We start from the raw sequence: 15,214 nt of genomic DNA, 5'->3' as shown, positions 1-15,214 counted from the left end.
TCCGTTGGGGAATGTGTTGAGGCAATTGAAGTTCCACGAGCGGGCGAAGTTCCACGTGCGGGGCAATTGAATTCTTCGCGAAAGACTGCTATTCACGTTTTGACCGATTCATGCACGTTTATGCACGATTTGAGATATGGCGACCGACCTGCTGCTGCGCGAGAGGAAATTCCTGATCCAGGAACGGCTGAAAACCGACGGCCGGGTGCTGGCCGCCGATCTCGCGCGCGAATTCGGAGTCTCGGAAGACACGATCCGTCGCGACCTGCGCGAGATGGCTGCGGCTGGCCTCTGTGAGCGTGTCTATGGCGGAGCCCTGCCGCTCGCGCCGATGGCCGGCTCGCTCAGCCAGCGCGCCTCTCTGGCGCCGGAGCGCAAGGCGGCGCTTGCCCGCGCCGCGGTCGGCTTTATCCGTGAGGGCATGACGGTTTTCCTCGACGCCGGTTCAGCCAATCTGGCGATTGCCGAGGCGATCGAGCCGAACCTTTCGGTGACGATCGTCACCAACACGCCGCTTATTGCGGCTGCATTGATGGACAAAGCGGGCGTGGAACTTATCCTTGTCGGTGGTCCGCTCGATCGCGCGGTCGGGGCTGCGGTCGGCGCGCGGGCGCAACGCGATGCCGAGCTTCTGCGCCCCGATCTTTGCGTTCTCGGTGCCTGTGGCGCCGACCCGGAGGCGGGACTGACAGCCTTCCATTTCGAGGACGCGGCGTTCAAGCGTCTCATCGCCTCGCGAAGCCGCGCGGTTCTTGCCGCTATAACGAGCGACAAGCTTGGAACTGCCGCTCCCCATGCGGTGATCGGCATCGAGGCAGTGGCGACGCTGGTGCTCGAGGCCGACGCCCCCGAAGCCGCGATTGCCGCCCTCCGCGCGCGCGGCGCTGACGTCATCCTGGCGAAGGAGCCTGCCCGATGAACATCGCGCATGTCGCTCTTTGGACAAAAGATATCGACCGGATCGCCGCCTTCTGGACCGACTTCTTCGACGCCAGTGTCGGCGAGATCTATGAAAGCCGCCGCCGTCCCGGCTTCCGTTCGCGTTTCCTGACGCTTGGGAGCGGGCCGTCGATCGAGGTGATGGAGGGGCCGTGGCTTGCTCCCCATGACGAGGCGACGGTGGAACGCGTCGGCTATGCGCATATCGCCCTTTCGCTGGGCAGCGGCGAGAAAGTGGACGACATGGCGGAGCGGGCCGGGAAGAAGGGCATTCTCGTTTCCGGGGTGCGATGGACGGGTGACGGCTTCTACGAGGCCGTGATCCGCGATCCCGACGGCAATCTCATCGAAATCACCATTTGAGCCGGACGGTTCCGGCTGCGGGAAGGTTACTCAGGGATCAGCGCATGGATCAGCGCACGCAAACCGCCTCTCAAGGCCTCGTCCGACAGGGTTACATGTCGAAGAACCGGCTTGCCGTATCGCTCCTGTTCCTGATGAACGGCTTCGTCACCGGCAGCTGGGCGCCGAAAATTCCGGAATTCAAGGACCGGCTCGGGATCGGCGAGAGCGTGCTCGGCCTGCTGATCCTGGTGTTCGGCATCGGCTCGCTGGTGCTGATGCCGATTGCCGGCGGCTTCATCGCCCGCGCCGGTTCGCAAAAGGTGGTCAAGGTCACAGCCGTCATTCTGTCGCCGCTGCTCCTGCTCCTGACGCTGGCCCCGAATGTCTGGACGGCGGCGATCGGCATGTTCCTCCTCGGCGGCTTTGTCGGCGCGATGGACGTGGCGATGAACGCCAATGCGGTCGAGGTCGAAAAGTCGATGCGGCGCGCCATCATGTCCTCCTGCCATGCCTATTGGAGTCTCGGCGGGCTGATCGGCGCCGGCATCGGCGGCGTCCTGATGGCGCGCGTCGGCGTCCTGCCGCACGTGCTTGTCGTCACGGTCCTTAGCCTTGTGTTTCTTGCTGTCGCCTGGCCGATGATCCTTGCCGACCAGCCTCATCCGGCAGCGGCGAAGGAGAAAGTGCGCCTGCCGCTCACGCCCCTGCCCTGGCTGATCGGCATTATGGCCTTGTTCTCGATGGTGCCGGAAGGTGCTGTCCTCGACTGGGGCGCGCTTTACCTCAAGAACGAACTCGGTGCCTCGGTCGAGCTTTCGGGCTTCGGCTTTGCCGCCTTCTCGGCGACCATGGCAACCATGCGCTTTGCCGGCGACCACGTGCGCGATCTGCTCGGCGCGAAGCGGACCTTGCGCATCTGCACGGTCACCGCGCTCGTCGGCATGGTCTTCGCCGGGCTTGCGCCAAATGCGTTCGTCGCGATCCTCGGCTTCGCCATCGCCGGGATCGGTATTTCCAACATGGTGCCGATCGCCTTCTCGGCCGCCGGCAACATGCCGGGGCTGCAGCCGGGCATCGGGCTCGCCGTCGCGACCACGATGGGCTATTCCGGCATGCTCTTTGCGCCGTCACTAATCGGCTTCATCGCGGAGCACAGCGGCTTCGCGATCATCTTCACCTCCGTCCCCGTGCTCTTCATTGTCGTGCTCTTGCTCTCGCATCACGCCGTTCATGCGGATCATGGCAAGGGGCATTAGATCACGCGGGATGCGGACAGGCCGCTATTCTCGTCCCGCTCAGAAGCGGAATGCCCCTCATCCCGCTGCCGCGACCTTCTCCCCGCAGGCGGGGAGAAGGGGCGTTCCGTCGGCGCCTCGCTTCTTGTTTTCTCGCAGCGTACCGCTACCTGCAGGCGCCAAAAGAAGCGAAGGAGCTGGGTGTGTGCCGCTTGTCCCCTTCGCCCCGTTTACGGGGAGAAGGTGGCCGGCAGGCCGGTTGAGGGGCCAATCGCCTGCCTTTACGAATCCCGCCATCAATTCGCCGTCAGCACATGATGTTGCCGTTGACAAGCGCGGATTCGTCCTCCACCTCAGGAGGCGAAAAGCGCGGAGCTTTTCTCAGTGCGTTTCCGCTCCGCTATGATGGGATAAAGAAGAGGCCTTCATGTCTTCTGCCTTCGATTTCGAGCCACAGCCACGCCGCGCCTCGGTCGCCGTCGATGTCGGCGGCGTGATCGTAGGTGGCGGTGCGCCGGTCGTCGTCCAGTCGATGACGAACACGGATACGGCCGATATCGACGCGACGGTTGCCCAGGTGGCGGCCCTCCACAAAGCGGGGTCCGAACTGGTGCGAATCACCGTCGATCGCGACGAAAGCGCTGCAGCGGTGCCGAAGATCCGCGAGCGCCTGCTGCGCCTCGGCATGGACGTGCCTCTTGTCGGCGATTTCCACTATATCGGCCATAAGCTCTTGGCCGATCACCCGGCCTGCGCCGAAGCGCTGGCGAAATATCGCATCAACCCGGGTAATGTCGGCTTCAAGGACAAGAAGGACAAGCAGTTCGCCGAGATCATCGAGATGGCGATGCGCTACGACAAGCCGGTGCGCATCGGCGTCAACTGGGGTTCGCTTGATCAAGAGCTGCTAACCCGGCTGATGGACGAGAACCAGGCCAAGGGCTCGCCGCTGACGGCACAGCAGGTCACGCGCGAGACGATCGTGCAGTCGGCACTTCTCTCGGCGGAACTGGCTGAAGAGCTCGGCCTGCCGCGCAACCGTATCATCCTTTCTGCCAAGGTTTCGGGCGTGCAGGACCTGATCGCCGTCTATGCGATGCTGGCCGCCCGTTCCGATCATGCGTTGCATCTCGGGCTTACCGAAGCCGGCATGGGAACGAAAGGCATCGTCGCATCCTCCGCCTCGCTCGGCATCCTGATGCAGCAGGGCATCGGCGATACGATCCGCATCTCGCTGACGCCGGAACCGGGCGGCGACCGCACACGCGAAGTGCAGGTGGCGCAGGAATTGTTGCAGGTCATGGGATTCCGGCAGTTCATTCCGGTGGTTGCCGCCTGTCCCGGTTGCGGCCGCACGACATCAACGGTCTTTCAGGAGCTGGCCCAGAAGATTCAGGAGGATATCCGCGCGAGCATGCCGGTCTGGCGCGAGAAATATCCGGGCGTGGAAGCGCTGAAGGTTGCCGTCATGGGCTGCATCGTCAACGGCCCCGGCGAAAGCAAGCACGCCGATATCGGCATCTCGCTTCCCGGCACCGGCGAGACGCCGGCGGCCCCCGTCTTCATCGATGGCCAGAAGGCGATGACGCTGCGCGGGCCGAAAATCGCCGAGGAATTCCAGCTTCTCGTCGCAGATTATATCGAGAAGCGCTACGGTCGCGGCCAGGCGGCCGCGGAATAGTCGGATCTATTCCAATAAGTGGAGCGGGATGCGAGCGGAAAGCCGCACAAACTTTTCCTCATCCCGCGCTAAAGTCGCGCGGTCAGCAGCTTCAGGCCGGCAAAGGCGAAGAAGCCTGCCATCAGGCTTTCGATCATGCGCCGCGATTTGAGATAGGCGCGGTGGACCGGCGAGAGCGAGAAGACGATCGCGAAGCCGCAGAAGCACACGAGTCCGAGGGGGCCAGCCTCAGAGAATCTCGTCGAGCGCCGCGACCAGTCTCGCGCATTCCTCGTAGGTGCCGATGGTGATGCGCAGGAAATCCGAGATCCGCGGCTTGGCGAAGTGGCGGACGATCACCGCGCGTTCACGCAGTTTCGCTGCCAGCGCTTGGCCCGCGTGGTCCGGGTGACGGGCGAAGACGAAATTTGCCTGGGATGGAAGGACCTCGAAGCCGCGCTTCTTGAGGTCGCTTGTCAGCTTCTCCCGCGACGCAATGATCTTGCCGCGCGTCGCCTCGAACCAGGCCTCGTCCTCGATTGCGGCGATCGCGCCGGCCTGGGCTGCCCGTCCGAGCGGATAGGAGTTGAAGCTGTCTTTGACGCGTTCCAGCGCCTCGATCAGATGCCGCTGGCCAATCGCGAAGCCGACCCGCAATCCGGCAAGTGCCCTCGACTTCGAAAAAGTCTGCACGACGAGCAGGTTTTCGTATTTCGGAACCAGAGCGGACGCTGATTCGCCGCCGAAATCGACATAGGCCTCGTCGATTACCACGGGCTGGTCGGGGTGCTCGGCGACGAGCGCCTCGATCTCGGCGAGCGGCAGGCCGATGCCGGTGGGCGCATTGGGGTTGGGAAGAATGATTGCGCCGGCGGGACGACGGTAGTCGGGGATGTCGATGCCGAAGGCGTCGTTGAGCGGTACCTCTACCGCGTCGATGCCGAAAAGCCCCGCATAGGTCGGATAGAAGCTGTAGGAGATATCCGGATAGAGCAGCGGCCGATCGTGTTTCAGGAGCGCGGCAAAACTGTGCGCCAGCACTTCGTCGGAACCATTGCCGACGAAGACTTCCTCCGGTTCGACGCCGTATCTCGCGGCGACCGCTTTCCGAAGGTCGAGCGCGAGCGGATCCGGATAGAGTCTGAGGTCGGCGCTTGCCGCGGCCCGGATCGCCTCGATCACCTTGTCGGAAGGCGCGTACGGATTTTCGTTGGTGTTCAGCTTGACGAGGTTCGCCATGCGCGGCTGTTCGCCCGGCACATAGGGTTTCAGCGCGGAGACGATAGGCGACCAGTATTTGCTCACGGGGCTCTAACTCCTGCGGTTGGCGATGAAGCGGGCGGTCTCGACGAGGATGGCCGAGCGGGCGCCATAGGGCTGGAGCAGATTTTCCGCCTGCGCCACCAGTTCCTCCAGTTCGCGCTCGGCCCAGGCCTGGCCGTGAAGCGCCACGAGCGTGCCCTTGCCACGCGCGGCGTCCTTGCCGGTGGCCTTGCCCATCGCCTGAGCATCCGCCGTCAGGTCGAGCAGATCGTCGGCGAGCTGGAAGGCGAGGCCGATCTTTTCGCCGAAGGCGCGCAGCCGTCGCCGGTCCTCGTCCGACGCATCGGCGATGATCGCACCCGCCTCGCAGGCGAAACGGATGAGCGCGCCGGTCTTCATTGCCTGCAGCGTGACAATGCCGGCCTCGCCGGGCGCCGATTTCTCGGCGGCGAGGTCGAGCGCCTGCCCGCCAGCCATGCCGCCGTGTCCGGACGCGCGCGCAAGCGCCAAAATCAGCGCCGTCTTTTGCCGGTCCGGAAGCGGCGTTTCCGGTGCGGCGATGATATCGAAGGCGAAAGTCAGCAGGCTGTCACCCGCCAGAATGGCAGTCGCCTCGTCGAAGGCGATGTGCACCGTCGGCTGCCCGCGTCTCAAATCGTCATCGTCCATCGCCGGCAGGTCGTCGTGGACGAGCGAATAGCAATGCACGCATTCGAGCGCGGCGCCGATCCTGAGTGCCGCATCGGCGTCGCCCCCGAGGAGCGCGGTAGATGCGCTCACAAGAAAGGGCCGCAGCCGCTTGCCGCCGTTGAGCACGCCATGGCGCATCGCGGCGAGCAGGTTTCGTGGCCGCGCGATTTCATCCATGCCGACGACCGGCCCCAGAAGGTCGGAAAGCAGTTCTTCCACGGCCAACGCATTGGCCTTCAGGTGTGCGGAAAAGGATGACGTCTCTTTCATGCTGCGCTCTTTGGCATGCGAGAGAGAGGCTTTCAACGGGCATTCGCGTCGCAGCTGCCTGCTTTATATGGGATGAGCGTGCAAGCGTCTTGCCTTTTGTAAGAAACGCCATTCAACTTTGCTCACCCATGAAATAAGAGAGGCGGATGGACAAAGAGGTGGACAGTCAAAGCGTGGACGTCGTTCCGGAAGCGTTGGAGGAGGGCCAGATGTCCGCCAACCGCTGGCCTGCCGCGTGGCAGGCGAGGTTCCGCCGCCTCGTTCTTGCCGTCCTTGCCCTCTTCGTGCTGCCCTATGTGCTGATCGTCTTCTATGCCCTGGACTTCGTTCGGCCGATCTCGACGCTGATGCTGCGCGACCTCGTGCTGCTGCGCGGCTTCGACCGGCAATGGGTTGAGTTCGACGACATCGCCCCGGTGCTCGTCCAGTCGGTGATGATGTCGGAGGATGGCCAGTTCTGCTCGCATGCCGGCATCGACTGGAACCAGATGCGCGGCGTCGTCGAGGATGCGCTCGACGGCGAACAGACACGCGGCGCAAGCACGATCCCGATGCAGACGGTCAAGAACCTGTTCCTCTGGAACGGCCGTTCCTTCGTCCGCAAGGCGCTGGAGCTGCCGCTCGCGATCGTCGCCGATTTCGTCTGGAGCAAGCGCCGGATGATGGAGATCTACCTGAATGTCGCCGAGTGGGGCGACGGCATCTACGGCATCGAGGCCGCCGCGCGGCACCACTTCGGCGTTTCGGCCGCCAAATTATCGCGCCGACAGGCTGCCCTGCTCGCCGTATCGCTGCCCAACCCGATAGACCGCAACGCCGGCAAGCCCGGCCGGGGCTTGAGGCGTCTTGCATCGCTCATCGAGCGACGCGCCAGCCGGTCCGGCGGTTACATCACATGCCTTTATGATTGAGATGACACCAATTCATTGGCCTCGCCGTCATTGATGTGGCAAGCCTGCGCCTCACAACGCAGGTGGGAGACACGCGCATGACGAAGCTCGTCCTTTATGTCGGCAACAAGAACTATTCCTCCTGGTCGCTTCGACCGTGGCTGGCGCTGGAAGCCTGCGGGGTTCCGTTCGAGGATGTCGTCATTCCCTTCGATTTCCCCGCTGGGAATCCGCGCTTCCGCGAGATCTCGCCGACGGGACGCGTGCCGGTGCTCCATCATGGCGATGTCCGTGTCTGGGAATCGCTGGCGATCATCGAATATGTGGCGGAGCTCTTCCCCGAGGCCGGGCTCTGGCCCGAAAACCGCGAGGATCGCGCCCGCGCCCGCAGCTATTCGGCGGAGATGCTCTCAGGCTTCCGGGCGCTGCGCGGCGCCTGCCCGATGAACATTCGCCGGCCGCGCCGGGCAATCGCGCTGCCGGACGATGTCCGGGCCGACGTCGCTCGCATCGAAGAGATCTGGCGGGAATCGATCGCCCGCTCCGGCGGACCGTTTCTCTTCGGTCGCTTTACGGCGGCGGACGCGATGTTTGCCCCGGTTGTCAACCGCTTTGACGTCTACGAGCTGGTGACAGAGCCCGACACGCTTGCCTATATGGATGCCGTCAAGACGCACCCGGCCTTCCGCAAGTGGGAGGAGGCGGCGAGGGCCGAGCCCTGGATCGTTCCGGAGGACGAGGCGTGAAGCTTCCTCGCGCCGCGCCGAGTCGAAAAAATATAGCCGGGGACTGGTCAAACCGTGGTTGGCCATGTATAAGCGCGCGAAATTTCCGAGATCGACATCTGTTTGACCCGGCCATTTTCGGCTGCTGAACAGTGTTTTGCCCGATAAGTGGAGAATGAAATGGCTGTACCGAAAAGAAAAACGAGCCCGTCCAAGCGTGGCATGCGCCGTTCCGCTGACGCCCTCAAGGCTCCGACCTACATCGAAGACAAGAACTCCGGCGAACTGCGCCGTCCGCACCACATCGACCTGAAGACCGGCATGTACCGCGGTCGCCAGGTGCTGACGCCGAAGGAAAGCGCATAAGCGCTGCCGTTCGCAGATGAAGTTCAAGGGCTGGCTTTGCCGGCCCTTTTTCTTTTGTGGCGGCAGGTGTGGTTGGATTTTTGAGTGGCGCTCGCGCCTTGTCCTGGCCCCTCATCCGGCCTGCCGGCCACCTTCTCCCCGCGAGCGGGGCGAAGGAGACTCGCGGCAAGCGCCAGCCCGAAGTCCCCTCTCCCCGCCTGCGGGGAGAGGGGACGGGTGCAGGCACATGCAAAATCGGTGCGATCGCTGGAGCCACTTCAGCCCAGATTGTCGAGCTTTGTCTGCAGGGCGCGCAACTGTTCCTTGAGCTCGTCGATGTCCTTGGCCTCAGCCTTCTTCGTTTCCTTGGCCGGCGGGGAGGCCATGAAGGGCGAGAACATCTGCATGGCCTGGTGGAACATTTCGGTGTTGCGCCGCACCTGCTCCTCGACCAGTTGCAGCGGCACCTGCAGGTTCTTGCCAAGCGGGGTGTCGCCAAATGCCTTGTTGATCTGCTCGCGCATCTGCGCCTGCTGTTCGGTGAACGCCTGCATCGAATGTTCGAGGTAGCTCGGCACCACCATCTGCATCTGGTCGCCGTAGAAAGAGATCAGCTGGCGTAGAAAGGAAATCGGCAAGAGCGTGTTGCCGGTCTTCGATTCCTGCTCGAAAATGATCTGCGTCAAGACGGAGTGGGTGATGTCTTCGCCGGACTTCGCGTCCTGCACCACGAACTCTTCACCCTTCTTTACCATCACGGCCAGGTCGTCGAGCGTTACATAGGTGCTGGTCCCGGTATTGTAGAGGCGCCGGTTCGCATATTTTTTGATAACGATCTGGCCTTCGTTCTTCGCCATCAGGGTCTCCTCTTACCCATCGTCCCGTCTTTATTGTATTTTTTAGAGTATCCGCAAAATCGAGGCTCTGACAATCTCTTTGTGCAATGCGGCGACGCACGTGCGAAATATGGTAACCGCGCGAATCGTGAAGCTTTTGCGGCGGTGCATCAATGGGTTTGACTTGCGCTCACGGCTTTGCCAGTCTGGGTACATCAGGCAAACGAAATATGAGGAAACGTCCCATGAACAATCCCTCCGTCGTGATCGCCAGCGCGGCTCGCACCGCCGTCGGATCCTTTAACGGTGCCTTCGGCAACACTCCTGCGCACGAGTTGGGCGCCGGCGTCATCAAGGCGGTGCTCGAGCGGGCGGGCGTCGACGCTGGGGAAGTGGACGAGGTGATCCTCGGCCAGGTTCTTCCTGCGGGCGAAGGGCAGAACCCGGCCCGCCAGGCAGCGATGAAGGCCGGCCTCCCGCAGGAAAAGACGGCTTGGGGCATGAACCAGCTTTGCGGTTCGGGCCTGCGCGCCGTGGCGCTCGGCATGCAGCAGATCGTGGTTGGCGATGCGGATATCGTCGTGGCCGGCGGTATGGAATCGATGTCGATGGCACCGCATTGCGCGCATCTTCGCGGCGGCGTGAAGATGGGCGACTTCAAGATGATCGACACGATGATCAAGGACGGCCTGACCGACGCCTTCTACGGCTACCACATGGGCATCACCGCCGAGAACGTCGCCCGCAAGTGGCAGCTTACCCGTGAAGAGCAGGATGAATTCGCGCTCGCTTCGCAGAACAAGGCTGAAGCCGCGCAGAAGGCCGGCCGTTTTGCCGACGAGATCGTGCCCTTTATCGTAAAGACCCGTAAGGGCGATGTGACCGTCGACCAAGACGAATATATCCGCCACGGCGCAACGCTCGATTCCATGGCGAAGCTCCGCCCCGCATTCGACAAGGACGGAACGGTGACCGCCGCAAACGCCTCCGGGCTGAACGATGGTGCAGCCGCGACATTGTTGATGACCGAAGCGCAGGCGGAAAAGCGCGGCATCCAGCCGCTCGCCCGCATCGTTTCCTGGGCGACGGCCGGCGTCGATCCGCAGATCATGGGGACCGGGCCGATTCCGGCCTCGCGCAAGGCGCTGGAGAAGGCGGGCTGGTCTGTCGGTGACGTCGAACTCGTCGAGGCCAACGAGGCCTTCGCGGCACAGGCTTGCGCCGTCAACAAGGACCTCGGCTGGGATCCGTCGATCGTCAACGTCAATGGCGGCGCGATCGCGATCGGCCATCCGATCGGCGCTTCCGGTGCCCGCGTTCTCAACACCCTGCTGTTCGAGATGAAGCGGCGCGGCGTTTCCAAGGGGCTTGCCACCTTGTGCATCGGCGGCGGCATGGGCGTCGCCATGTGCGTCGAGCGCCTGTAGCCCGGCCGCAATCCAATGCAGCAGGCCGGCCGAACAGTTTTCCGGTGCATTCGCCGGTCCGCTGGCCTGCTGTCCCTATATGACATCGGCGAAATTGATCGAGCAATTGATCGAGTAGCTGTGGCCCGTTTATGCCGGGGCACATGCCGATCACCTATGCAAAATTGAAATCAACCTTGTGGGAGGCGAACATGAGCAGGGTAGCGTTGGTTACAGGTGGATCCCGCGGCATCGGTGCGGCCATTTCGGTGGCTCTCAAAGCGGCGGGCTATGCGGTCGCCGCAAACTATGCCGGCAACGACGAGAAGGCCCAGGCCTTCAAGCAGGAAACCGGCATCCCCGTCTACAAGTGGGATGTCTCCAACTACCAGGCCTGCGCCGAGGGCATCGCCAAGGTGGAGGCCGATCTCGGGCCGGTCGACGTCCTCGTCAACAATGCCGGCATCACGCGTGACGCGATGTTTCACAAGATGACGCCAGAACAATGGGGCGAAGTGATCAGCACCAATCTGACCGGCCTCTTCAACATGACCCATCCGCTCTGGTCGGGCATGCGCGACCGCGGCTTCGGACGCGTGATCAACATCTCCTCGATCAACGGTCAGAAAGGGCAGATGGGCCAGGCGAATTATTCGGCGGCAAAGGCGGGCGATCTCGGTTTCACAAAGGCACTCGCCCAGGAAGGCGCGGCAAAAGGCATTACCGTCAACGCGATCTGCCCCGGCTATATCGGCACCGAGATGGTAAGGGCGGTGCCGGAAAAGGTGCTCAACGAACGAATCATCCCGCAGATTCCGGTCGGGCGCCTCGGTGAACCGGAAGAAGTTGCGCGTTGCGTCGTATTCCTCGCATCCGACGATGCCGGCTTCATCACCGGCTCGACGATTTCGGCCAACGGCGGTCAGTTCTTCGTCTGAACCTGGCAAACGCCAGGACATTGTCATCTCTCGCGGCGCCTTTCGGGGCGCCGCTTGTGTTTCACGTCAGCGAAATTTGCCGGCTCGATGCAATGGTTAACGACGCAGCCTTGCGGCGTGCCGATCGGAAAAATCGGAACGCAATTCTATTGATCTGCGAGTACGAGGGCCACTATATGTTGTGGTGAACAAAACGAGAAAGCTGGCGCGTCAGCGATTCGTCGCCGATTCGTTCCGGCTTTGATCGAAAGGTTAATGCGGCGATTCTTATTCCTCGACTCGCCGAGTCCGAAAACGAATCCGGGTTAAAATTTTCTAAACTTTCCAGAGTCTTGGATTCGGAATCCTTGATGGCAATTAATGCTCTGGAAGGGAAAGTTAACGGCGCCGGCGGCATTCGTTTGCACGATGTTCCGGCAGATTCAGCATGTGGTGCGACTCATGCCGCGGCAATCTATATATAGCCGTGAACATACAGTGAATCGAGGCGAGTCAGCGATTCGTCGCTGATTCGTTCCACGGCTGTTCCGAGTGTTAATGCGGACGGCACCAAATGTGGCTCGGGGAGGAGGCCGCAAACGGTTTTAATTGCCCGCGCCCCTTGCGTTTGGCCCTGCGCGTGGGCATGTGTTCCCCGCCGGCACGCGAAAGCGCGCGGGCTCGTTGAGAATGCCAGGATCGGTGAAGTGTCCTTTCAATCCATGATCCTGAGTGGTCGCGGCGTGACCGCGGTGCTCGGGCCAACCAACACCGGCAAGACCCACTATGCGATCGAGCGCATGGTAGCCCATGAGAGCGGCGTCATCGGCCTGCCGCTGCGGCTGCTTGCGCGCGAGGTTTACACGCGTCTCGTCGAGAAGGTGGGCCACCACAATGTCGCGCTGATCACGGGTGAGGAGAAGATCGCGCCGCATCGGGCGCGCTATTCCGTCTGCACCGTCGAAGCCATGCCGCGCGAAACGACGGCGTCGTTCGTGGCGATCGACGAGGTGCAGCTGGCCGCCGACCTGGAGCGAGGCCATATCTTTACCGACAGGCTGCTGCATCTGCGCGGCCGCGACGAAACGCTGCTGCTCGGTGCCGCGACGATGCGGCCCATTCTCCAGCAGTTGCTGCCGGGGATCACCTTCATCGAGCGTCCGCGCTTGTCGCAGCTTCTCTATGCCGGATCGAAGAAGATTACCCGGCTTCCGCACCGTTCCGCGATCGTCGCTTTCTCGGCCGACGAGGTCTATGCCATCGCCGAGCTCATCCGACGCCAGCGCGGCGGTGCCGCCGTCGTGCTTGGGGCGCTGTCGCCTCGCACCCGCAACGCGCAGGTTGCGCTTTACCAGGAGGGCGACGTCGAGTACCTTGTGGCGACCGATGCCATCGGCATGGGGCTTAATCTCGACGTCGACCATGTCGCGTTTGCGCAGGACCGCAAGTTCGACGGTTACCAGTTCCGCAATCTCAATCCGGCAGAGCTTGCCCAGGTGGCAGGACGGGCGGGCCGGCATGTGCGGGACGGGACGTTCGGCGTCACCGGACGCGTCGATCCGTTCGAGAATGAGCTCGTGCATCGCGTCGAGTCGCACGAATTCGATCCGGTCAAAGTCTTGCAGTGGCGTTCGAAGGCAGTCGACTATTCTTCGTTGAAGGCGCTCAGGAAAAGTCTCGAGGCAGCGCCGGCCGTTGCCGGCCTGACCCGTGCCCTTCCGGCCGTCGACCAGCAGGCGTTGGAGCATCTGATGCGTTATCCCGAAATCGTGGACGTCGCCACCACGTCCGAGCGGGTCGAGACGCTGTGGGAGGCCTGCGCCCTGCCCGACTATCGGCGCATAACGCCGGCGCAGCACGCCGACCTGATTTCGACGATCTACGCCGATCTCGTCCGCGATGGCACGGTCAACGAAGACTTCATGGCCGAGCAGGTCCGCCGCGCGGATCACACAGATGGCGAGATTGACACACTTTCGGCGCGAATTGCGCAGATCAGGACTTGGACCTATGTGTCTAATCGGCCCGGATGGCTTGCCGATCCGACACACTGGCAAGAAAAGACGCGGGAAATCGAAGATCGATTGTCCGACGCGCTACATGAAAGGTTGACGAAACGCTTTGTTGATCGCAGGACATCTGTGCTCATGAAGCGCCTGAGAGAGAATGCGATGCTGGAAGCTGAAATCAGTGTGAATGGTGATGTCTTCGTCGAGGGGCACCACGTAGGCCAATTAACCGGTTTCCGGTTCACTTTGGCGGCCGGTGGTGAAGGGTCTGATGCGAAGGCCGTGCAGGGTGCTGCCCAGAAGGCGCTCGCGCTGGAATTCGAGGCGCGCGCCGCACGCCTGCATGCGGCCGGCAATGGTGATCTTGCGCTTTCGTCGGATGGCCTCGTACGCTGGCTCGGCGATCCTGTGGCACGGCTCGCCGCGAGCGATCACGTCATGCGTCCGCGCGTCATCCTGCTCGCCGACGAGCAGCTCCAGGCCAATGCCCGCGAGCATGTGCTCGCCCGGATCGAACGCTTCGTGAACCACCATATCGGCACGATATTGAAGCCGCTTGACGATATCTCCCGTGCGGAGGACCTCGAAGGTCTCGCCAAGGGCCTGGCTTTCCAGCTCGTCGAGAATCTCGGTGTGCTCTTCCGCCGCGACGTCGCCGAGGAGGTGAAGTCGCTCGACCAGGACGGTCGCGCTTCCATCCGCAAATACGGCGTTCGCTTCGGCGCCTATCACATCTTCCTGCCGGCTCTTCTGAAACCGGCGCCAGCGGAGCTCATCACGCTGCTTTGGGCACTGAAGAACGACGGACTCGACAAGCCCGGCTATGGCGAACTCATTCCGATGCTTGCCGCCGGCCGTACCTCCGTCGTCACCGATCCGTCTTTCGAACGGACATTCTACAAGCTCGCGGGCTTCCGCTTCCTCGGCAAACGCGCCGTGCGGATCGATATCCTCGAGCGGCTCGCCGATCTCATCCGTCCGCTCCTGCAGTGGAAGCCGGGCGCAGAGCCGCGTCCTGATGGCGCCTATGACGGCCGCCGCTTCATGGCGACGACCGCGATGCTGTCCATTCTCGGTGCAACGCCCGACGACATGGAGGAAATCCTGAAGGGCCTTGGCTATCGCGCCGACAGCGTGACCGCCGAAGAGGCGGCCGCTTTCCTCGCAAGCCAGAACGGCGATGCGACCCCGGCGGAGACGCCGGTCGAAACTGTGGCAACCGAGAACGCAGATACGGATGTGAAGGGCGAGATTGAGCCGGCCGGTGTGGCGCAGACGGACGCGGCCGCGGCCGAAGCAACCGACGACGCGCCGGCGGAAGCAAGCCCGGCGGAAGAGCCTGCCGAAGTAAGGCCCGTGCTCCTCTGGCGTCCCGGCACGCGCCAGGACAACCAGCGCCAGGGCGGCCGCCACCAGGGTGACCATCGCCGTGGTGGCCAGCGGCATGGCCAGGGTGAAGGCAGAGAGGGTGGCCGCAAGGGCGGCGCGCCCATGCGCGGCAAGGCACAGGAGAGCAGACCGGGCGGCGGCCAGCGCAAGGATCGGCCCGATCGCCACGACCGGGGCGCCAAGCCCGGCGGCCAGAAGTTCGAGGGACGCCCGCCACGCAAGGAAAAGCCGCTGGATCCGGATTCGCCCTTTGCGAAACTTGCCGCGCTCAAGGAGCAACTGAAAAAGTAGGAAG

General features: G+C 62.9%; 13 protein-coding genes and 1 pseudogene. 10 read left to right on the top strand and 4 right to left on the bottom strand.

What is annotated here, in order from left to right; all coding sequences use genetic code 11:
• Positions 1 to 136: 136 nt before the first annotated feature.
• From GHK62_RS02850 to ispG, 4 genes are all read left to right on the top strand, one after another.
• The gene (locus tag GHK62_RS02850; RefSeq protein ID WP_153436824.1) at positions 137 to 919 is read left to right on the top strand and encodes a DeoR/GlpR family DNA-binding transcription regulator; all 783 of its coding nucleotides are present in this window, start codon (positions 137 to 139) and stop codon (positions 917 to 919) included.
• A complete protein-coding gene (locus GHK62_RS02845) occupies positions 916 to 1,302 on the top strand; it encodes a VOC family protein (protein WP_153436823.1) in 387 nt (128 codons plus the stop codon). The genes GHK62_RS02850 and GHK62_RS02845 overlap by 4 nt, the downstream gene beginning before the upstream one ends.
• Before the next feature lie 44 nt (positions 1,303 to 1,346).
• On the top strand, positions 1,347 to 2,540 hold the full coding sequence (locus GHK62_RS02840) for an MFS transporter (protein ID WP_167528133.1): 1,194 nt from the start codon (positions 1,347 to 1,349) through the stop codon (positions 2,538 to 2,540).
• A 406-nt stretch (positions 2,541 to 2,946) separates the two neighbouring features.
• Positions 2,947 to 4,200, top strand: a complete 1,254-nt coding sequence (gene ispG / locus GHK62_RS02835; protein WP_153436822.1) for a flavodoxin-dependent (E)-4-hydroxy-3-methylbut-2-enyl-diphosphate synthase — start codon at positions 2,947 to 2,949, stop codon at positions 4,198 to 4,200.
• A 68-nt stretch (positions 4,201 to 4,268) separates the two neighbouring features.
• On the opposite strand, the pseudogene GHK62_RS02830 reads toward ispG, so the two are convergent.
• The 3 genes and pseudogenes from GHK62_RS02830 to GHK62_RS02820 form a co-directional block, all read right to left on the bottom strand.
• Positions 4,269 to 4,418 (bottom strand): annotated as a pseudogene (locus GHK62_RS02830) (LysE family translocator); the annotation flags it as partial.
• A 10-nt stretch (positions 4,419 to 4,428) separates the two neighbouring features.
• Positions 4,429 to 5,484, bottom strand: coding sequence for a histidinol-phosphate transaminase (gene hisC, locus GHK62_RS02825; protein WP_184108635.1), 1,056 nt, complete (start codon positions 5,482 to 5,484; stop codon positions 4,429 to 4,431).
• A gap of 6 nt (positions 5,485 to 5,490) precedes the next feature.
• Positions 5,491 to 6,402, bottom strand: coding sequence for a polyprenyl synthetase family protein (locus tag GHK62_RS02820; protein ID WP_153436821.1), 912 nt, complete (start codon positions 6,400 to 6,402; stop codon positions 5,491 to 5,493).
• Positions 6,403 to 6,611: 209 nt separating this feature from the next.
• Here GHK62_RS02820 and mtgA point away from each other — a divergent pair, with 209 nt between their 5' ends.
• The 3 genes from mtgA (at position 6,612) to rpmF (ending at position 8,383) form a co-directional block, all read left to right on the top strand.
• On the top strand, positions 6,612 to 7,313 hold the full coding sequence (mtgA, locus tag GHK62_RS02815) for a monofunctional biosynthetic peptidoglycan transglycosylase (protein WP_234886749.1): 702 nt from the start codon (positions 6,612 to 6,614) through the stop codon (positions 7,311 to 7,313).
• 77 nt (positions 7,314 to 7,390) lie between these two features.
• On the top strand, positions 7,391 to 8,038 hold the full coding sequence (locus GHK62_RS02810; RefSeq protein WP_153436819.1) for a glutathione S-transferase family protein: 648 nt from the start codon (positions 7,391 to 7,393) through the stop codon (positions 8,036 to 8,038).
• 159 nt (positions 8,039 to 8,197) lie between these two features.
• Positions 8,198 to 8,383 (top strand): 50S ribosomal protein L32, encoded by a 186-nt coding sequence (rpmF, locus tag GHK62_RS02805; RefSeq protein WP_012067326.1) that lies wholly within the window; start codon positions 8,198 to 8,200, stop codon positions 8,381 to 8,383.
• A 257-nt stretch (positions 8,384 to 8,640) separates the two neighbouring features.
• On the opposite strand, the gene phaR is transcribed toward rpmF, so the two are convergent.
• Positions 8,641 to 9,219, bottom strand: a complete 579-nt coding sequence (phaR, locus tag GHK62_RS02800) for a polyhydroxyalkanoate synthesis repressor PhaR (RefSeq protein ID WP_153436818.1) — start codon at positions 9,217 to 9,219, stop codon at positions 8,641 to 8,643.
• Positions 9,220 to 9,443: 224 nt separating this feature from the next.
• Here phaR and GHK62_RS02795 point away from each other — a divergent pair, with 224 nt between their 5' ends.
• The 3 genes from GHK62_RS02795 (at position 9,444) to GHK62_RS02785 (ending at position 15,210) form a co-directional block, all read left to right on the top strand.
• Positions 9,444 to 10,625 (top strand): acetyl-CoA C-acetyltransferase, encoded by a 1,182-nt coding sequence (locus GHK62_RS02795; protein ID WP_153436817.1) that lies wholly within the window; start codon positions 9,444 to 9,446, stop codon positions 10,623 to 10,625.
• A 191-nt stretch (positions 10,626 to 10,816) separates the two neighbouring features.
• Positions 10,817 to 11,542 (top strand): beta-ketoacyl-ACP reductase, encoded by a 726-nt coding sequence (phbB, locus tag GHK62_RS02790; protein ID WP_153436816.1) that lies wholly within the window; start codon positions 10,817 to 10,819, stop codon positions 11,540 to 11,542.
• Positions 11,543 to 12,243: 701 nt separating this feature from the next.
• Complete coding sequence (locus tag GHK62_RS02785; protein WP_153436868.1) at positions 12,244 to 15,210, top strand: helicase-related protein; 2,967 nt, start codon at positions 12,244 to 12,246, stop codon at positions 15,208 to 15,210.
• Positions 15,211 to 15,214: the final 4 nt, after the last annotated feature.

It is taken from the genome of Sinorhizobium terangae (genome assembly GCF_009601505.1).
GTDB lineage: Bacteria > Pseudomonadota > Alphaproteobacteria > Rhizobiales > Rhizobiaceae > Sinorhizobium > Sinorhizobium terangae.
This window is presented reverse-complemented; position numbering and strand designations above follow the sequence as displayed.